This window comes from Kitasatospora sp. NPDC088779, assembly GCF_040685395.1.
GTDB lineage: Bacteria > Actinomycetota > Actinomycetes > Streptomycetales > Streptomycetaceae > Kitasatospora.
Genome location: NZ_JBFBHW010000016.1, coordinates 62,289 through 76,906, shown reverse-complemented (window position 1 = coordinate 76,906; position 14,618 = coordinate 62,289). Strand labels below are relative to the sequence as shown.

General features: G+C 74.2%; 15 protein-coding genes. 9 read left to right on the top strand and 6 right to left on the bottom strand.

Annotation, left to right across the window (positions count from 1 at the left end; translation table 11 throughout):
- Nucleotides 1-3: 3 nt before the first annotated feature.
- Nucleotides 4-198: a DUF2304 family protein gene (locus tag AB0P03_RS17640; RefSeq protein ID WP_063347949.1), complete on the bottom strand. Its 195-nt coding sequence runs from the start codon at nucleotides 196-198 to the stop codon at nucleotides 4-6.
- 311 nt (nucleotides 199-509) lie between these two features.
- On the opposite strand from AB0P03_RS17640, the gene AB0P03_RS17635 reads away from it, so the two are divergent.
- The 5 genes from AB0P03_RS17635 (at nucleotide 510) to AB0P03_RS17615 (ending at nucleotide 6,171) form a co-directional block, all read left to right on the top strand.
- A complete protein-coding gene (locus AB0P03_RS17635) occupies nucleotides 510-2,663 on the top strand; it encodes a prolyl oligopeptidase family serine peptidase (protein WP_363585415.1) in 2,154 nt (717 codons plus the stop codon).
- A gap of 205 nt (nucleotides 2,664-2,868) precedes the next feature.
- Nucleotides 2,869-3,816: an ABC transporter ATP-binding protein gene (locus AB0P03_RS17630; protein ID WP_363629547.1), complete on the top strand. Its 948-nt coding sequence runs from the start codon at nucleotides 2,869-2,871 to the stop codon at nucleotides 3,814-3,816.
- Nucleotides 3,813-4,535 (top strand): ABC transporter permease, encoded by a 723-nt coding sequence (locus tag AB0P03_RS17625; RefSeq protein WP_363585413.1) that lies wholly within the window; start codon nucleotides 3,813-3,815, stop codon nucleotides 4,533-4,535. The genes AB0P03_RS17630 and AB0P03_RS17625 overlap by 4 nt, the downstream gene beginning before the upstream one ends.
- Before the next feature lie 8 nt (nucleotides 4,536-4,543).
- Complete coding sequence (locus AB0P03_RS17620; protein ID WP_363629545.1) at nucleotides 4,544-5,806, top strand: histidine kinase; 1,263 nt, start codon at nucleotides 4,544-4,546, stop codon at nucleotides 5,804-5,806.
- A gap of 14 nt (nucleotides 5,807-5,820) precedes the next feature.
- Nucleotides 5,821-6,171, top strand: coding sequence for a hypothetical protein (locus AB0P03_RS17615; protein WP_363629543.1), 351 nt, complete (start codon nucleotides 5,821-5,823; stop codon nucleotides 6,169-6,171).
- A 50-nt stretch (nucleotides 6,172-6,221) separates the two neighbouring features.
- On the opposite strand, the gene AB0P03_RS17610 is transcribed toward AB0P03_RS17615, so the two are convergent.
- Nucleotides 6,222-6,722 carry a GNAT family N-acetyltransferase gene (locus tag AB0P03_RS17610; protein ID WP_363629541.1) on the bottom strand — a complete coding sequence of 167 codons (501 nt, stop codon included), beginning with the start codon at nucleotides 6,720-6,722 and terminating at the stop codon, nucleotides 6,222-6,224.
- 83 nt (nucleotides 6,723-6,805) lie between these two features.
- Between AB0P03_RS17610 and AB0P03_RS17605 the strand changes: the two genes are divergently transcribed.
- Entirely contained in the window at nucleotides 6,806-7,435 is a 630-nt protein-coding gene (locus AB0P03_RS17605; RefSeq protein ID WP_063347943.1) for a response regulator transcription factor, read from the top strand.
- Nucleotides 7,436-7,519: 84 nt separating this feature from the next.
- On the opposite strand, the gene AB0P03_RS17600 is transcribed toward AB0P03_RS17605, so the two are convergent.
- Nucleotides 7,520-8,392 carry a transglutaminase-like domain-containing protein gene (locus AB0P03_RS17600; protein ID WP_363629540.1) on the bottom strand — a complete coding sequence of 291 codons (873 nt, stop codon included), beginning with the start codon at nucleotides 8,390-8,392 and terminating at the stop codon, nucleotides 7,520-7,522.
- A gap of 88 nt (nucleotides 8,393-8,480) precedes the next feature.
- Nucleotides 8,481-9,494: a GNAT family N-acetyltransferase gene (locus AB0P03_RS17595; protein ID WP_363629538.1), complete on the bottom strand. Its 1,014-nt coding sequence runs from the start codon at nucleotides 9,492-9,494 to the stop codon at nucleotides 8,481-8,483.
- A gap of 131 nt (nucleotides 9,495-9,625) precedes the next feature.
- Between AB0P03_RS17595 and fdxA the strand changes: the two genes are divergently transcribed.
- Both fdxA and dapC read left to right on the top strand, forming a co-directional pair.
- Nucleotides 9,626-9,952, top strand: a complete 327-nt coding sequence (fdxA, locus tag AB0P03_RS17590) for a ferredoxin (RefSeq protein WP_030061559.1) — start codon at nucleotides 9,626-9,628, stop codon at nucleotides 9,950-9,952.
- Nucleotides 9,953-10,047: 95 nt separating this feature from the next.
- Nucleotides 10,048-11,139, top strand: a complete 1,092-nt coding sequence (gene dapC / locus AB0P03_RS17585) for a succinyldiaminopimelate transaminase (protein ID WP_363586767.1) — start codon at nucleotides 10,048-10,050, stop codon at nucleotides 11,137-11,139.
- Between the two features lie 65 nt (nucleotides 11,140-11,204).
- Here the strand turns inward: dapC and AB0P03_RS17580 are convergent, their stop codons facing one another.
- Together AB0P03_RS17580 and AB0P03_RS17575 are read right to left on the bottom strand one after the other, a co-directional pair.
- Entirely contained in the window at nucleotides 11,205-11,972 is a 768-nt protein-coding gene (locus AB0P03_RS17580) for a hypothetical protein (protein WP_363586759.1), read from the bottom strand.
- 280 nt (nucleotides 11,973-12,252) lie between these two features.
- Entirely contained in the window at nucleotides 12,253-13,317 is a 1,065-nt protein-coding gene (locus tag AB0P03_RS17575) for a hypothetical protein (RefSeq protein WP_363586758.1), read from the bottom strand.
- 169 nt (nucleotides 13,318-13,486) lie between these two features.
- Between AB0P03_RS17575 and dapE the strand changes: the two genes are divergently transcribed.
- Complete coding sequence (gene dapE / locus AB0P03_RS17570) at nucleotides 13,487-14,563, top strand: succinyl-diaminopimelate desuccinylase (protein WP_363586757.1); 1,077 nt, start codon at nucleotides 13,487-13,489, stop codon at nucleotides 14,561-14,563.
- The last annotated feature ends 55 nt before the right edge of the window (nucleotides 14,564-14,618 follow it).

The window sequence follows — 14,618 nt, the reverse complement described above, 5'->3', positions numbered from 1 at the left end:
GGGTCAGAGCTTCAGGCCGTTGATCATCCCGGCGAGGTTGCTGGTGACCTGGCTGATCGACGGCGCGATCGAGCTGGACGCCAGGTAGAAGCCGAGCAGCGCGCAGATGATCGCGTGCGCGAGCTTCAGCCCGGAGCGGCGGATCAGTACCACCACGATGACCAGCATCAGCATGGCTGCGGAGACGGACAAAGCCATGTCGGCTCACACCCCTTCTCGGGTGCGCCACCCCCTGGGGAGGGTGACGGTGGGACCGTACGGGACTTGCGGTCGGGCGACCGTGGCCGGGACGGGCCCGACGATCACTCGCCCGACCAGTCATACCCGATGAGTAAGGGGAGCATTACATTCGGTGAGTCTCCACACGCCGGGGTACGGAGGCACTCGTAGGGCGCATGGGCCGGTCGGAGGGGGTATGGGCGCCTTTGGGGCGTACTCGGGAACGATGCTCCGAACGAGTGATCACCGGCGCCCGGCAGCGGGAGTACGGCGTCGTAGGGTCTGGTGCCATGACCTCCCACACCCCTGCGGACACCTTCCCCCGGCAGTACGCGCGGACCCTGCGCTACACCGTCGGCGCGCCCCGCTCCTTCTCCGTCGCACCGGACGGCTCGCGGGTCGTCTTCCTGCGCTCCCGATCGGGCGGCGACCGGGCCAACCTGCTCTGGACCCTCGACACCGCCACCGGCGAGGAGCGGATCGCCGCCGACCCGGCCGTGCTGCTCGGCGGCGGCGAGGAGGACCTCTCGCCCGCCGAGAAGGCCCGCCGCGAGCGCAGCCGCGAAGGCTCGGCCGGCATCGTCGGCTACGCCCTGGACGCGGCCGGCCGGCTGGCCGCCTTCGCCCTCTCCGGCCGGCTGTTCACCGCCGACCTGGCCACCGGCGCCACCGCTGAACTGCCCGCCCAGGGCCCGCTGCTGGACCCGCGGGTCTCCCCGGACGGCAGCCACGTCGCCTACGCCAACACCGCCGGCGAACTGCGCCTCACCCGCGCCGACGGCACCGCCGACCGGGTGCTCGCCGAGCCCGACGGCCCGAACGTCACCTGGGGGCAGGCCGAGTTCATCGCCCAGGAGGAGATGAGCCGCGACCGGGGCTTCTGGTGGTCCCCCGACGGCGACCGGCTGCTGGTCGAGCGCGCCGACGACACCCCGGTGCGCCGCTGGTGGATCGCCGACCCGGCCAACCCGCAGCGCGAGCCCGCCGAGGTCGCCTACCCGGCCGCCGGCACCGCCGACGCCGAGGTCGGCCTCTGGGTGCTCGACCTGGACGGCGGCCGCACCGAGGTGGTCTGGGACCGCACGGCCTTCCCGTACCTCGCCCGGGTGCACTGGTCCGCGGGCGGCGTGCCGCTGCTGCTCGTCCAGGCCCGCGACCAGCGCAGCCAGCTGGTCCTCGGCCTCGACGTGGCCACCGGCGCCACCGAGGTGCTGTTCGAGGAGCGCGACGACGCCTGGCTGGAGCTGTTCCAGGGCGTCCCGGCCTGGACCCCGGACGGCAAGCTGGTCCGGATCTCCGACGAGGGCGGCGTGCGGGCGCTGGTGATCGGCGACCAGGCCGTCACCGGGGCCGACCTGCACCTGCGCTCGGTGGTCGCCGTCACCGACGCCGAGGTGCTGTTCACCGCCTCCGGCGGCGCCGCGGAGACCGACCCCGAGCCCGGCTGGATCGCCGTCGGCCGGATCAGCCACGACGGCAAGCGGCTCGGCTGGGAGTCCGCCAACGGTCGTCCGTTCACCTCCGTCACCAGCGCCGTGCACGCGGGCGGGATCACCGTGCGCGCCACCGCCGAGCCCGACCTGCCCGGCACCCTCGTCCAGGTCGCCCGCGACCTGCCCGAAGGCGTGGTCGTCGACGACGTCGCCACCATCGCCTCCTACGCCGAGACCCCGGTCATCACCGCCCGCCCGGTGTTCCGCTTCGCCGGCGAGCGCCGCATCCCGGCCGCGGTCTTCCTGCCCACCGGCTACGACCGCGAGCGGGACGGCCTGCTGCCCGTCCTGATGGACCCGTACGGCGGCCCGCACGGCCAGCGCGTCGTCCAGGCGCACAACCCGCACCTCAACTCGCAGTGGTTCGCCGACCAGGGCTTCGCCGTGGTCGTCGCCGACGGGCGCGGCACCCCCGGCCGCAGCCCGGCCTGGGAGAAGTCCATCGCCTTCGACTTCGCCGGGGCCACCCTCGACGACCAGGCCGACGCGTTGCAGGCGCTCGCCGAGGAGTTCCCGCTGGACCTCGGCCGGGTCGCCATCCGCGGCTGGTCGTACGGCGGCTACCTCTCCGCGCTCGCCGTGCTGCGCCGCCCCGACGTCTTCCACGCGGCCGTCGCCGGCGCGCCGGTGACCGACTGGGAGCTGTACGACACCCACTACACCGAGCGCTACCTCGGCCACCCGGCCGAGCGGCCCGAGGTGTACGCGGCCAACTCGCTGACCGGCTACGCCGCCGGGCTGGAGCGGCCGCTGATGATCATCCACGGGCTGGCGGACGACAACGTGGTCGCCGCGCACACCCTGCGGCTGTCCTCCGCGCTGCTCGCGGCCGGCCGCCCGCACACCGTGCTGCCGCTGTCCGGTGTCACGCACATGACGCCGCAGGAGGAGGTCGCGGAGAACCTGCTGCTGCTCCAGGTCGACTTCGTGAAGCGCGCGCTGGGCCTCTGACACCCAGCCTGACCTGCGGTCGTGCGGCCGGTACCCCTGACCCGGGTACCGGCCGCAGCCATGACATCCGTCATACCGAAGGCACGACGGCGGACACTGCCGCCGCACCCCGCCCGCACGGGACTCTGAGGTGGTGCGAACGACACCGATCGCGACACCGATCGCGACCACGGGCGCGACACCACCAGGGGAGAAGAACGGGACGATGAGCACCGAAGTGGCCGCCTTCCGCGGCGTCGGCAAGAGCTACGGGCGGGTGCGCGCCGTGGACGACCTCAACCTCGTGCTGCGCCCGGGCGAGACCGTCGCCCTGCTCGGCCCGAACGGCGCCGGCAAGTCCAGCAGCCTTGACCTGCTGCTCGGCCTGCGCCAGCCCGACCAGGGCAGCGTCACGCTGTTCGGCGGCACCCCGCGGGAGGCGATCGCGGCCGGCCGGGTCGGCGCGATGCTGCAGAGCGGCGGGCTGATGGCCGACGTCAAGGTCCGCGAACTGGTCGAGCTCGCCCGCGACGTGCACCCGCGCGGCCGGTCGGTCGAGGAGGTGCTGGCCGACGCCGGGATCACCGAACTGGCCGAGCGCCGGGCGGACAAGCTGTCCGGCGGCCAGGAACAGCGGGTCCGCTTCGCGCTCGCGATCGCGGGAGACAGCGACCTGATCGTGCTGGACGAGCCCACCACCGGCATGGACGTCACCGTCCGGCAGGCGTTCTGGGCGAGCATGCGGGCGCAGGCCGACGCCGGGCGCACGGTGCTGTTCGCCACCCACTACCTGGAGGAGGCGGACTCGATCGCCGACCGCGTCCTCGTCCTGCACCGGGGCCGGCTGATCGCCGACGGCAGCTCCGCCGAGATCAAGGCGCGCGCCGGAGCCCGTCGGGTCGCCTTCGAACTCCACGACGCGGACGGGGAGTTCGACGAAGGCGTGCTGCGCCTGCTGCCGGGCGTGCAGTCCCTGGACGTCACCGCCCGGGTGCCGGGCGTGCGGACCGTCCGGATCCGCACCGCGGACGCCGACGCCAGCGTCGCCGGGCTCTACCGGGCGGGCCTGTACCCGCGCGGGCTGGAAGTCACCGGCCTCGGCCTGGAACAGGCCTTCCTGACCATCACCGGCGCGCAGGACCAGCGCGAGGACGCGAAGGAGACCGTGCGATGACCACCCTGATCCGGCTGGAGATCCTGCGGACCTTCCGCAACCGGCGCTACCTGGTCTTCACCATCGCCTTCCCGGCGCTGATGTACTTCTTCTTCACCCACGCCTACGGCTCCTCCCCACTGGCCGGCGGCCTGTCGGCGAAGACCTACTTCATGGTCTCGATGGCCACCTTCGGCGCGGTCGGCGCGGTGCTCACCGGCAGCGCGCAGCGGATCTCGCTGGAGCGCAAGAGCGGCTGGGTGCGCCAGCTGCGGCTCACCGCGCTGCCCGGCCGGGCGTACACCCTCGGCAAGATCGCCGCGAGCTCGGTGACCACGCTGCCGGCGATCCTGGTGGTCTTCGCGCTCGGCGCGGTCCAGGGCGTGTCGCTCGGTGCGGCGCAGTGGGCCGGTCTGGCGGCGGCGCTGTGGCTGGGCAGCTTCGTGTTCGCGGCGCTCGGGGTCGCGCTCGGGTACGCGGCGGCGCCGGACTCGGTGCAGACCATCGTGATGATCACCTACATGGTGATGGCGCTGTTCGGCGGGACGTGGTTCCCGGTGAGCGGCTCGCTGGAGAAGTTCGCCCGGTTCAACCCGGTGTACCTGTACAACCAGCTGGCCGCGTTCACCCAGCCCGGGCACTCCCTGGACACCGGCGCGGTCGCCGGGCTGGCCGCCTTCCTCGCGGTGTTCGTCGTCGCCGCGGCGGCGCTGTACCGCCGCGACACCCGCCAGGCATGATGACCGGCATGACCGAGCCGCGCCAGACCCGCCGATCCGACGAGCAGCCGGAGGCGGGTCCGGCGCGCACGTCGTTCATGACCGTCCCGGGCTCGCCGATCGAGACCAGGCGGCAGCTGCTGGTCAAGGTCAGCTGGATGCTGCTGTGGACGATCTACCTGGCCTACCCGGTGGGCAACCTGCTGCACGGCGGGCACGGGACGGCCGCCCGGGTGTTCGGCTGGCTCTGCCTGGCGGTCTTCGTCGGCAGCTACGTCCTGCTGGTGATCTTCCGCTCGATGGTCGGGATGCGGCCCCGGGCCTGTCGGCTGATCGTCGCGATGATGGTCGTGCTCGCGAGCGTCTCGGCCTTCGTCCTCGGTGAGGCCTTCCTGACCCTCTTCACCTACGCCTCGGTGTGCGTCGCCGTGATCCTGCCGGTGCGCTACGCGCTGCCCGGTGTCGCCGCCATGGCCGCGCTCACCGCCACCGTCGGCGTGCTGAGCCACGCCGGCGGCGACACCATCCCCACCCTGGCCCTCACCTCCTTCCTCGCCGGCGCCGCGATGACCGGCATGCAGCGGCTGGTCGCCACCATGAAGGAACTGCGCGAGGCCCGCGCCGCCGTCGCCCACCTGGCCGCCTCCGAGGAACGGCTGCGCCTCTCCCGCGACCTGCACGACCTGCTCGGGCACTCGCTGTCGCTGATCACGCTGAAGAGCGAACTGGCCGGGCGGTTCATGGACGCAGGCAAGGACGAGGCGGCGCGGGCGCAGGTCGCCGACATCGAGCAGGTCGCCCGGCAGTCGCTGATCGACGTCCGGGAGGCGGTGACCGGCTTCCGCCGCCCCACCCTGCCGGTCGAACTCGCCGCCGCCCGCACCGCGCTGGCCGCCGCACAGGTCCGGCTGGAGGCCGCGCCGGAACTGGCCGACACCTGGCCGGGGCTCGCCGACGAGGAGGCGGGCGCGCTGGCCTGGGCACTGCGCGAGGCCGTCACCAACATCGTCCGGCACGGCGAGGGCGCCACCGTCTGCACCGTCACGGCCGACGAGAGCTGGGAGGGCGGCGGCGAGCGCTACGCCGTCCTGGAGATCGCCGACAACGGGCGCGGACCGGGCAAGTCCCAGCCGGGCAACGGGCTTTCGGGCCTGGAGGAGCGGCTGGCCCTGGTCGGCGGGCGGCTGGAGGCCGGGCCGGGCGAGCGGGGCCGGGGCTTCCGGCTCCGGGCCTTCGTCCCGCTGCGGACGGTCACCGCGCCGGCCGGCACGGAACCCGGCCGGTCGGGTTGACCGTCCTCCCCGGCATGGCTACCGCACTCATCCTCGGTTTCGACCCGCACACCGTCCCCGGCATGGACGGCGACGGCCTGCGGGCCGTCCTCGACGCCGAACTCGCCCGCTTCGCCGACCACGGCATCGACGCGGAGATGGCCCTGGTCGCGCCCGACGAGACGGCCGGGCCCGCGATCACCGCCGCCCTCGCCGACCGGGACTGGGACGTCGTCGTCATCGGCGGCGGCATCCGCAAGCCCGAACCCGCCCTGCCCTTCTTCGAGCTCGTCGTCAACCTCGTCCGCCGCCACGCCCCGCAGGCCGCCATCGCCTTCAACACCAGTGGCTCCGACAGTGTCGAGGCCGCGCAGCGCTGGCTCTGACCCGCGTCCGGCGCGGGAAGTCGGCCAGGCCGACTTCCCGCGCCGGTTTCCTATGCCGACGGCCGGCCGTCGGTGAGGGCGCGGCCGAACCGGAGCGCGGGGCGGTCGTCGAGGGTGAGTTCGGCGACGACCGCGAAGCCGTTGCGGGTGAGGACGGTCTGGGAGGCGAGGTTGTCGAGGGTGGTGACGGCGGTCAGCGACGTGAGGGCGTAGTCCGCGGCGGCCAGCCGGCAGAGGTGGGCGACGGCGGTGGTGGCGACGCCCCGGCCGGTCGCGTGTTCGCCGACGCGGTAGCCGAGTTCGGCGGTGCCGTCGGTGATGTCGACGAGGTTGACGCGGCCGAGGACGGCGCCGGCCGCGTCGAGGACGACGTGGAACCGGCAGACGCCGGAGTCCTGTTCGGCGAGCAGGGCGGCGTGGCGGGCCGGGAACTCGGCGAAGTAGGCGTCACCGCGGTCCGGAACGGTCCGCGCGAACCAGGCGCGGTTGGCGCGCTCGAAGGCCAGCAGGGCGTCGGCGTGGTCCGGGCGGAGGCGTTCCAGGTTCAGCATGCCGCCAGTCTGGCCCGCAGGCCTTCGGCGAGCCAGGCGAATACCTTCCGCGGCCTCTCCGGCGCCCCTCTAAGGTCGTGGCCATGAGTGACATTCAGAACGGGGCCCTGATCCGCGTGCTGCTCGCCGAGGACCAGGGGATGGTCCGGGAGGCGCTGGCGGCGCTGCTCGGGCTGGAGGGGGACATCGACGTCGTCGCGCAGGTGGGGCGCGGGGACGAGGTGGTGGCGGCGGTGCTGGCGCACGAGGTGCAGGTGGCCGTGCTGGACATCGAGATGCCGGGGATGACGGGCATCGAGGCGGCCGCCGAGCTGCGTCGGAACGCGCCGGGGACGAGGGTGGTGATCGCGACGACCTTCGGCCGGCCGGGGTACCTGCGGCGGGCGATGGAGTCGGGGGCGGACGCGTTCCTGGTGAAGGACGCGCCGGCCTCGGAGCTGGCGGAGGCGATCCGGCGGGTGCTGCGCGGGGAGCGGGTGATCGATCCGGTGCTGGCGGCGGCCGCGCTGGCGGAGGGGGCGAATCCGCTGACGGCGCGCGAGCGGGACGTGCTGGGCGCGGCGGCGGACGGGGCGGTGAACGCGGACATCGCGCGGCGGCTGCACCTGTCGGAGGGGACGGTCCGCAACTACCTGTCGATGGCGATCCAGAAGACCGAGGCCCGCAACCGCACCGAGGCGGTGCGGATCGCCCGGGAGAAGGGCTGGCTCTGAGCGCGCCCCGGCTGACTCCGAGCGCGCCCCCGGCTGGTTCTGGGCGCGCCCCCGACTGGCTCCGAGCGAGTTCCCGGGCGGTCGTCAGTTGAGCCGGTGCCGGGCGGCCCGGGCCTCCTGGCGGACCTTGGCGGCGGTGTCGGGGTCGAAGGTGTCGAGGATCTGCGCGAAGGCGTCCATCTCGGCCGAGCCACCGAGGAAGTCGCCGGTGCGGACGAGGAGTTCGGCGCGTTCGAGGCGGAGCTGGGCGGGGTGGCGGGGCAGCAGGAGGGCGAGTTCGGTGGCCCAGAGCTGGGTGCGGGCGTGTTCGGGGCGGTCGGCGGCCCAGGCGCGGATGTTGCCGAGCACGCGCAGCACGAGGTCGAGCGGCTGGGCGGGGGTGAGCAGGTCGGGGTTGAACTCCTGCCCGGCGCCGCGGACCAGGCGTTCGGCGTCGTCCGGGTCGAGCAGCCGCCCGCCGTGGAAGGGGTCGGCGAGCACGTACTCGTCGCCGCCGCCCGGCCCGCCGACGGCGACGATGACGTGGCCGGGCAGCGCGATGCCGTGGACGGCGAGCCCGGCTCGCCGCCCGACCGCCATCCACACCAGGGACAGCATGATCGGCAGTCCGCGCCGCCGCCGCAGCACGTCGGGCAGCAGCGAGGATTCGAGCCGCCGGTAGTCGGACTGCCGCCCGTGGAAGCGTTCCCGCCCGCCGAGGACGGCGGCGAGCAGGGCGGCGGTCTCCTCCGGGCCGGCGGGGGCGCGTTCGGCGACGGCGAGCCGGACGGCGCTCGCGTGCCGGTCGAGGGCGGCCTCGCAGGCGGCGAGCAGGGCGTCCACGCTGGGCGGTTCCCCGGGGTCGTCCGGGTCGAGGACCGGGCCGTGTTCGGCGGCGGCGAGCAGGCAGAGCAGCACCGGGTCGGGATGCTCGGCGCGGGCGGCGGTCCGGAAGCGGTCTCTGCTCTGCTCGGTCACGGTGACGGCGACGGCTTTCGTACGACGGGCGGGCGAACGGCGGGCGAGGAGCGGCGGGCGGGCGGGGCGGCGGTGCGGGCGGGCGGTGCTACCCCTGGGGGAGAAGGGCGTAGTGGTAAGTGTGACTGGTCGTGAAGCCGAGTCCGTCATAGAGCGCGATCGCCCCGGTGTTGTCCGCCTCGACCTGGAGGTATCCACCGGTCGCCCCCTCCTCGGCGGCCCGGGCGGCGAGCACCGCCATGACGGTCGTGGCCAGCCCGGCCCGCCGGGCGTACGGCGCGACCTCGATCGCGCCGAAGCAGGCCCAGGGCCCGTCGACGACGCAGCGTCCGATCGCCAGCGGCGGCTGTCCGGGGGCGCCCGGCACGGTGGCGAACCAGACCGACGGCCCGCCGTGCAGCACCTGCCGGGCGGCCCGTTCCAGCGCCTCGTCCTCGCCGACCCGGCGGTAGAGCGAGAGCCAGGCCGGGTCGGCGGTCCGGGCGAGCCGGACCCGCTCGGGCCCGGAGCCGGCCCGGGCGAGCCCGGCCAGCGGGGCGGTGCGCACCAGGGTGGGCGCGTAACGGGCTCCCAGCCGGTCGAGCTCGGCCCGCAGCTCGTCCGGCGAGCCCGGGGTGATCACCTCGACGTACGCGGGAAGGCCGCGCGCCGCGTACCAGCGGCGGACGGCGGTGAGCGCGTCGGGCAGCGGCAGTCCGGGGTCACCGAGCGCCTGGACGGAGTTGGCGCGGCGGGTGAACCCGGCCGAGGCGCGCAGCGTCCACGCGCCGAGCGGCTCCTGTTCGACGGCCGGCCAGCCGCGGGCCGCGATCCGCTGGAGTTCGACGGGCGTGGCGGCGGGCAGCGGTGCGCGCCGGGCCGGGAAGAGCGGCACGACCTTGCCCGCGACCAGCAGCTTCTCGGGGAAGGAGACGGGGACGCCGGTCCGCGGAGCGACCGTCAGTCCATGATCGTCCCACGATGTGAGCACGCCGATCGAATCCCGGAACACCGGCCGGTCGTCCACGAACCCCGAGAGGCGCCGGACGGACACGCGTCGTCCCACGTCAGAGCGATCTATCCGGACCTCCGGACGGTCCTGGGCCGGGCCGCCTGCCGTCATCTGGGCACCTCCTGTGCATTTGCGGTCTCCGACCCGCGATACTAGGGGCGGGCATCGACGACGCCGCGCTCACCGCGCACGCGAGCAGAACAGAACGGGCCGCCACGGCCCTTCCGAGGAGGAACGACAGCGTGACCTACGTCATCGCGCAGCCTTGTGTCGACGTGAAGGACAAGGCGTGCATCGAAGAGTGCCCGGTTGACTGCATCTACGAGGGCGAGCGATCGCTCTACATCCACCCGGATGAGTGTGTCGACTGTGGCGCTTGCGAGCCGGTCTGCCCGGTCGAGGCGATCTTCTACGAGGACGACACCCCGGAGGAGTGGAAGGACTACTACAAGGCGAACGTCGAGTTCTTCGACGATCTGGGTTCGCCCGGTGGCGCCTCGAAGCTGGGCCTGATCGAGCGCGACCACCCCTTCATCGCCGCTCTGCCGCCGCAGAACGCCGACCACTGACGATCGGTGGCATCTGAGCTGTGAACACCAACAGCACGCGCGCGCCGTTCCCGGGTCACCCGGGGGCGGCGCGCCGCCCATCTGGCCGAGGAAGGCTGTCCGACCTCCTGCCGGTCTTCCCCTGGGACAAGCTGGAGCCGTACAAGGCGACCGCGCTGGCCCACCCGGGCGGTCTCTGCGACTTCTCGGTGGGCACCCCGGTGGACCCGGTCCCCGAGGTGATCCAGAAGGCGCTGGCCGCCGCCACCGACACGCCGGGCTACCCGACGGTGTGGGGCCCGGTGGAGCTGCGCGAGGCGATCGCCGGCTGGCTGCACCGCCGCTGCGGCGCCGAGATCGGCCCGCAGGCCGTGCTGCCGACCGTCGGCTCCAAGGAGCTGGTGGCCTGGCTGCCGACCCAGCTCGGCCTCGGCCCGGGCGACCAGGTCGCCTACCCGCGGCTGGCCTACCCGACGTACGAGGTGGGCGCGCGGCTGTGCGGCGCGGAGCCGGTCGAGTACGACTCGGTGGACGAGCTGGACGGTTCGCGGGTCCGCCTGCTCTGGGTGAACTCGCCGTCCAACCCGACCGGCCGGGTGCTCGGCGCGGACGAGCTGCGCCGGGCGGTCGCCTGGGCCCGGGAGCACGGGGCGCTGCTGGTCAGCGACGAGTGCTACCTGGAGCTGGGCTGGTCCGCCGAGCCGGTCTCGGTCCTGCACCCGGACGTCTGCGGCGCGGGCCACGAGGGCCTGCTGGCCGTCCACTCGCTCTCCAAGCGCTCCAACCTGGCCGGCTACCGCGCCTCCTTCGTGGCGGGCGACCCGGTGGTGGTCAGGGAGCTGCTGGAGGTGCGCAAGCACGGCGGCATGATCGTGCCGGCGCCGGTCCAGGCGGCGACGATCGCGGCGCTGTCGGACGACGCGCACGTGGCGGAGCAGCGGGAGCGGTACGCGGCCCGGCGCTCGGCGCTGCGGGCGGCGCTGGAGGCGTACGGCTTCCGGGTCGAGCACTCGGAGGCGAGCCTCTACCTGTGGGTGACGCAGGACCGCCCGTGCTGGGAGACCGTGGCCGAGCTGGCCGGACTGGGCATCCTGGTGGCGCCTGGCGACTTCTACGGGCCGGCCGGCGAGCGCTTCGTCCGGGTCGCGTTCACCGCGACCGACGAGCGGGTGGCCGCGGCCGTGGAGCGGCTGAACGCGGCCCGCTGACCGACGCCGAAGGGGCCGGTGTTCCGAGAGCGGAACACCGGCCCCTTCGCCGTACCCGGGGCGGGTTACAGCGGCAGGCCGCTGATGCTGCCGCCGTTCACGCCGCCCAGCAGGCCGCCGATCGGGCCGAGCGCGCCGGTGAGGCCGGACAGCGGGTTGTTCGGGCCGAGGTCGGCGCCGCCGAGGCGGTTGGCCGAGCCGTGCTCGGCCAGGCCCAGGACGTCGGTGCCGGGCAGGGCGGGCAGCGCGCGCGCGACGGAGCCGAGCGGCAGCGCGTCGGTGACGGCGTTGGTGCCGGGGACGGCGCCGGCGAGCTTGTCGGCGCCGGGCAGGCCCTTGGCGATGGCGCCGGTCTGGGCGAGCCCGCCGACCGGGCTGGCCGCGGCGCTGCGGGTGCCGACGCCCTTGCCGGTGACGGCCTCGCCGAGCTTGCCGGCCAGTGCGGAGGCGACCTTCGGGGTGACGGCGGAGAGCTGGCCGGTGGTGGCGGCGGTCTGGTCGACCGGGGCGGTCAGCGAGCTGGCCTTCTCGTTCGCCTCGGGGAGCTGGTGGGCGACGATGTTGCCGGCGGCGTCGGCGGAGGCCGGTACGCCCGCGGCGACGGTGGCGGCGCCGGTGCTGCCGGCGGCCTGGCCCAGCTGGTGGGTGGTGTGCTGGAGGGTGGAACCGGTGTCGGTGTTGGTCAGCTGGCCCAGCGGCGCGGCCAGGTCGCTCTTGGGCAGCAGGGCGTCGCCGCCCAGGGCGGACGCGGAGCCGGCCGCGACCAGCGGGGTCGCGCCGGCCGCCACGAGCAGCGCGGCGCTGGCGATCCGTCGCGTGAGGGGGTGAGACATGGGGCTCCTCGGAGGGTCTGGGTCCGTCACGTCCGCCGGGCGGACTGACGGTGTTACCGCTTGAGAAGCCAGATGGTTTCGGCCTGGACCAGGAAAGTGTCTGACCGACCATCGGATCGTAGGACCGCCGTGACGGCGCCTGGCGGGGTCCGTGCGGCCCCGTGGGCCCGGCGCCGGGCAAGGGGAGTGACGGTTCTCCGGCGGGGCCGCCACGGCGGGCTCCCGGTCCACCGGGGTTGACCGGATTCACCCGTCCGGCGGCCACCCGAACGTCAGTGCGTCAGCCCTTGTCGGACGTGGCGAGGGTGACCTGAACGAGCTTGGTCGACGTCCCGGAGGTCTGCGGCTGCCAGCCGTCCTCCGACTTGGTCTTGCGCCAGATCTTCCCGTCGTAGGCGACCGTCGCGATGCCCAGCTGCTGGGCCTGGGCGACCGCCCAGTGGGCGACCTCCCAGCCGCTCGCCCGCTCGGCGGTGATTCCGTCGTCGGTTCCGTCGGTCGAGGAGGTCAGCGCGGCGGCGGACGGGTCCGGGGTGAGCGAGACCGCGTTCTCGGCGCCCTTGATGGTCGAGGCGTACCCGGTGGCCGGGGTCACGGTGCGGCCGAACTCGCGGCGCACCCGGTCGGACAGCACCTGGGCCCGGTCCGCGGCGGTGGGCTGGACGGCGGCCGGGGAGACGGTGGAGCCCGCCGTGGGGGAGGGCGAGTCGACCGGATCCGGCTTGGCGTAGTCGTGCACCACGCAGGAGAACGAACCGGGCTCCCGGCCGGCCAGCGCCGAGGTGAGCAGCGTCGCCTTGGTCTCGTGCTTGGCGTACGCCTGCGGGTAGCCGCTCTTCTGCACGGCCTGGGCCGCGTCGGTCAGCGGCAGCCGGGTGTAGCCGGGCACCTTGACCAGGCCGTCCAGGAACTTGTTGGTCGCGTAGACCGGGTCCCCGATCTGCTGCGCCGTGCCCCAGCCCATCGAGGGCCGCTGCTGGAACAGGCCGATCGAGTCCCGGTCGCCGCCCGCGAGGTTGCGCAGCTTGGACTCCTGCATCGCGGTGGCCAGCGAGATCGTCGTCGCCCGGTCCGGCAGTCCGCGCGAGCGCGCCACCGCGGCGATCGTCGCGGCGTTGGCCGCCTGCGGGAGCTCCAGCGTGCCGCTGCCGGCCGCGGTCTTCACCGAGCAGCCCTCGGGCTCGCCCTGTTTGAAGCCGAACCACCAGATGCCGACCACGGCCAGTCCCGCGACCAGCGCGAGGCCGAGCAGGCCGACGATCACGAGCAACAGCGCGCGCAGTGGACCGCGGCGGGGGGGCGCCAACTCCTCGCCCAGCTCCTCGCCGCTCTTTCTCCTGGCCACCGTCGCCCCTCTCGCGCCTTGCTTCTTGATCCGACACCGTACCCACTCGGACGGGTGTGCGGCGCCACCCGGTTGCGGTTGCCGGTCCGCTCGCTCCGGGGCGGGCCCGCGCGCGCCGCGTCACGGAAGCGCCACACGGGGTGCACGCCACGCGGACTAGGCTGGCGCCATGAGCAGCCCGAACCCGACGCCCCTGGACCTCACCCTCGACGGCGGCGCGCTGACCGCCCGGCTCGTCGACTTCCCGTCGGTGAGCGGCGACGAGCAGGCGCTCGCCGACGCCGTGGAGACCGCGCTGCGCGGCTACCCGCACCTGACCGTGGACCGGTACGGCAACAACGTGGTCGCCCGCACCACCCTCGGCCGCCCCGAGCGCGTCCTGCTCGCCGGCCACCTGGACACCGTGCCGATCGCCGACAACGTGCCCTCCCACGTCGAGGGGGACCTGCTCTACGGCTGCGGCACCTCGGACATGAAGTCCGGCGTCGCCGTCCAGCTGCGGCTCGCCGCCACCCTGCCCGAGCCCAACCGCGACCTCACCTTCGTGTTCTACGACTGCGAGGAGGTGGAGGCCCACCGCAACGGCCTCGGCCACCTCGCCAGGGAGCGCCCGGACTGGCTGGCCGCCGACTTCGCGGTGCTGATGGAGCCGAGCGGCGCGGTCGTCGAGGGCGGCTGCCAGGGCACCCTGCGGGCGCAGATCCGGCTCACCGGCGTGCGCGCGCACTCGGCCCGCAGCTGGCTCGGCGACAACGCCATCCACCACGCCGCCGAGGTGCTCACCCGGCTCGCGGACTACCGGCCGCGCCGGGTGGAGATCGACGGCCTGGAGTACCGGGAGGGCCTGAACGCCGTCCGGATCGACGGCGGCGTGGCCGGCAACGTCATCCCGGACGAGTGCGTCGTGACGGTCAACTTCCGCTACGCGCCGGACCGCAGCGAGGCGGAGGCGGAGAAGCACGTGCGCGAGGTCTTCGACGGCTTCGAGCTGACCGTCACCGACTTCGCCCCGGGCGCGCTGCCCGGGCTCGCCCAGCCGGCCGCCCAGGCCTTCCTGGAGGCCACCGGCGGCCAGGCCCGCGCCAAGTTCGGCTGGACCGACGTCGCCCGGTTCAGCGCGCTGGGCGTCCCGGCGGTCAACTACGGCCCCGGTGACCCGAACCTCGCGCACAAGCGGGAGGAGCACTGCTCGCTGAGCGCCATCGCGGAGACCGAGGAGCGGCTGCGGGCCTGGCTGACCAGCTGAGGTGCCGTTCCGATGATCGGCCGGTCCGACCGGCCGATCATCGGCTGAGCGCCAT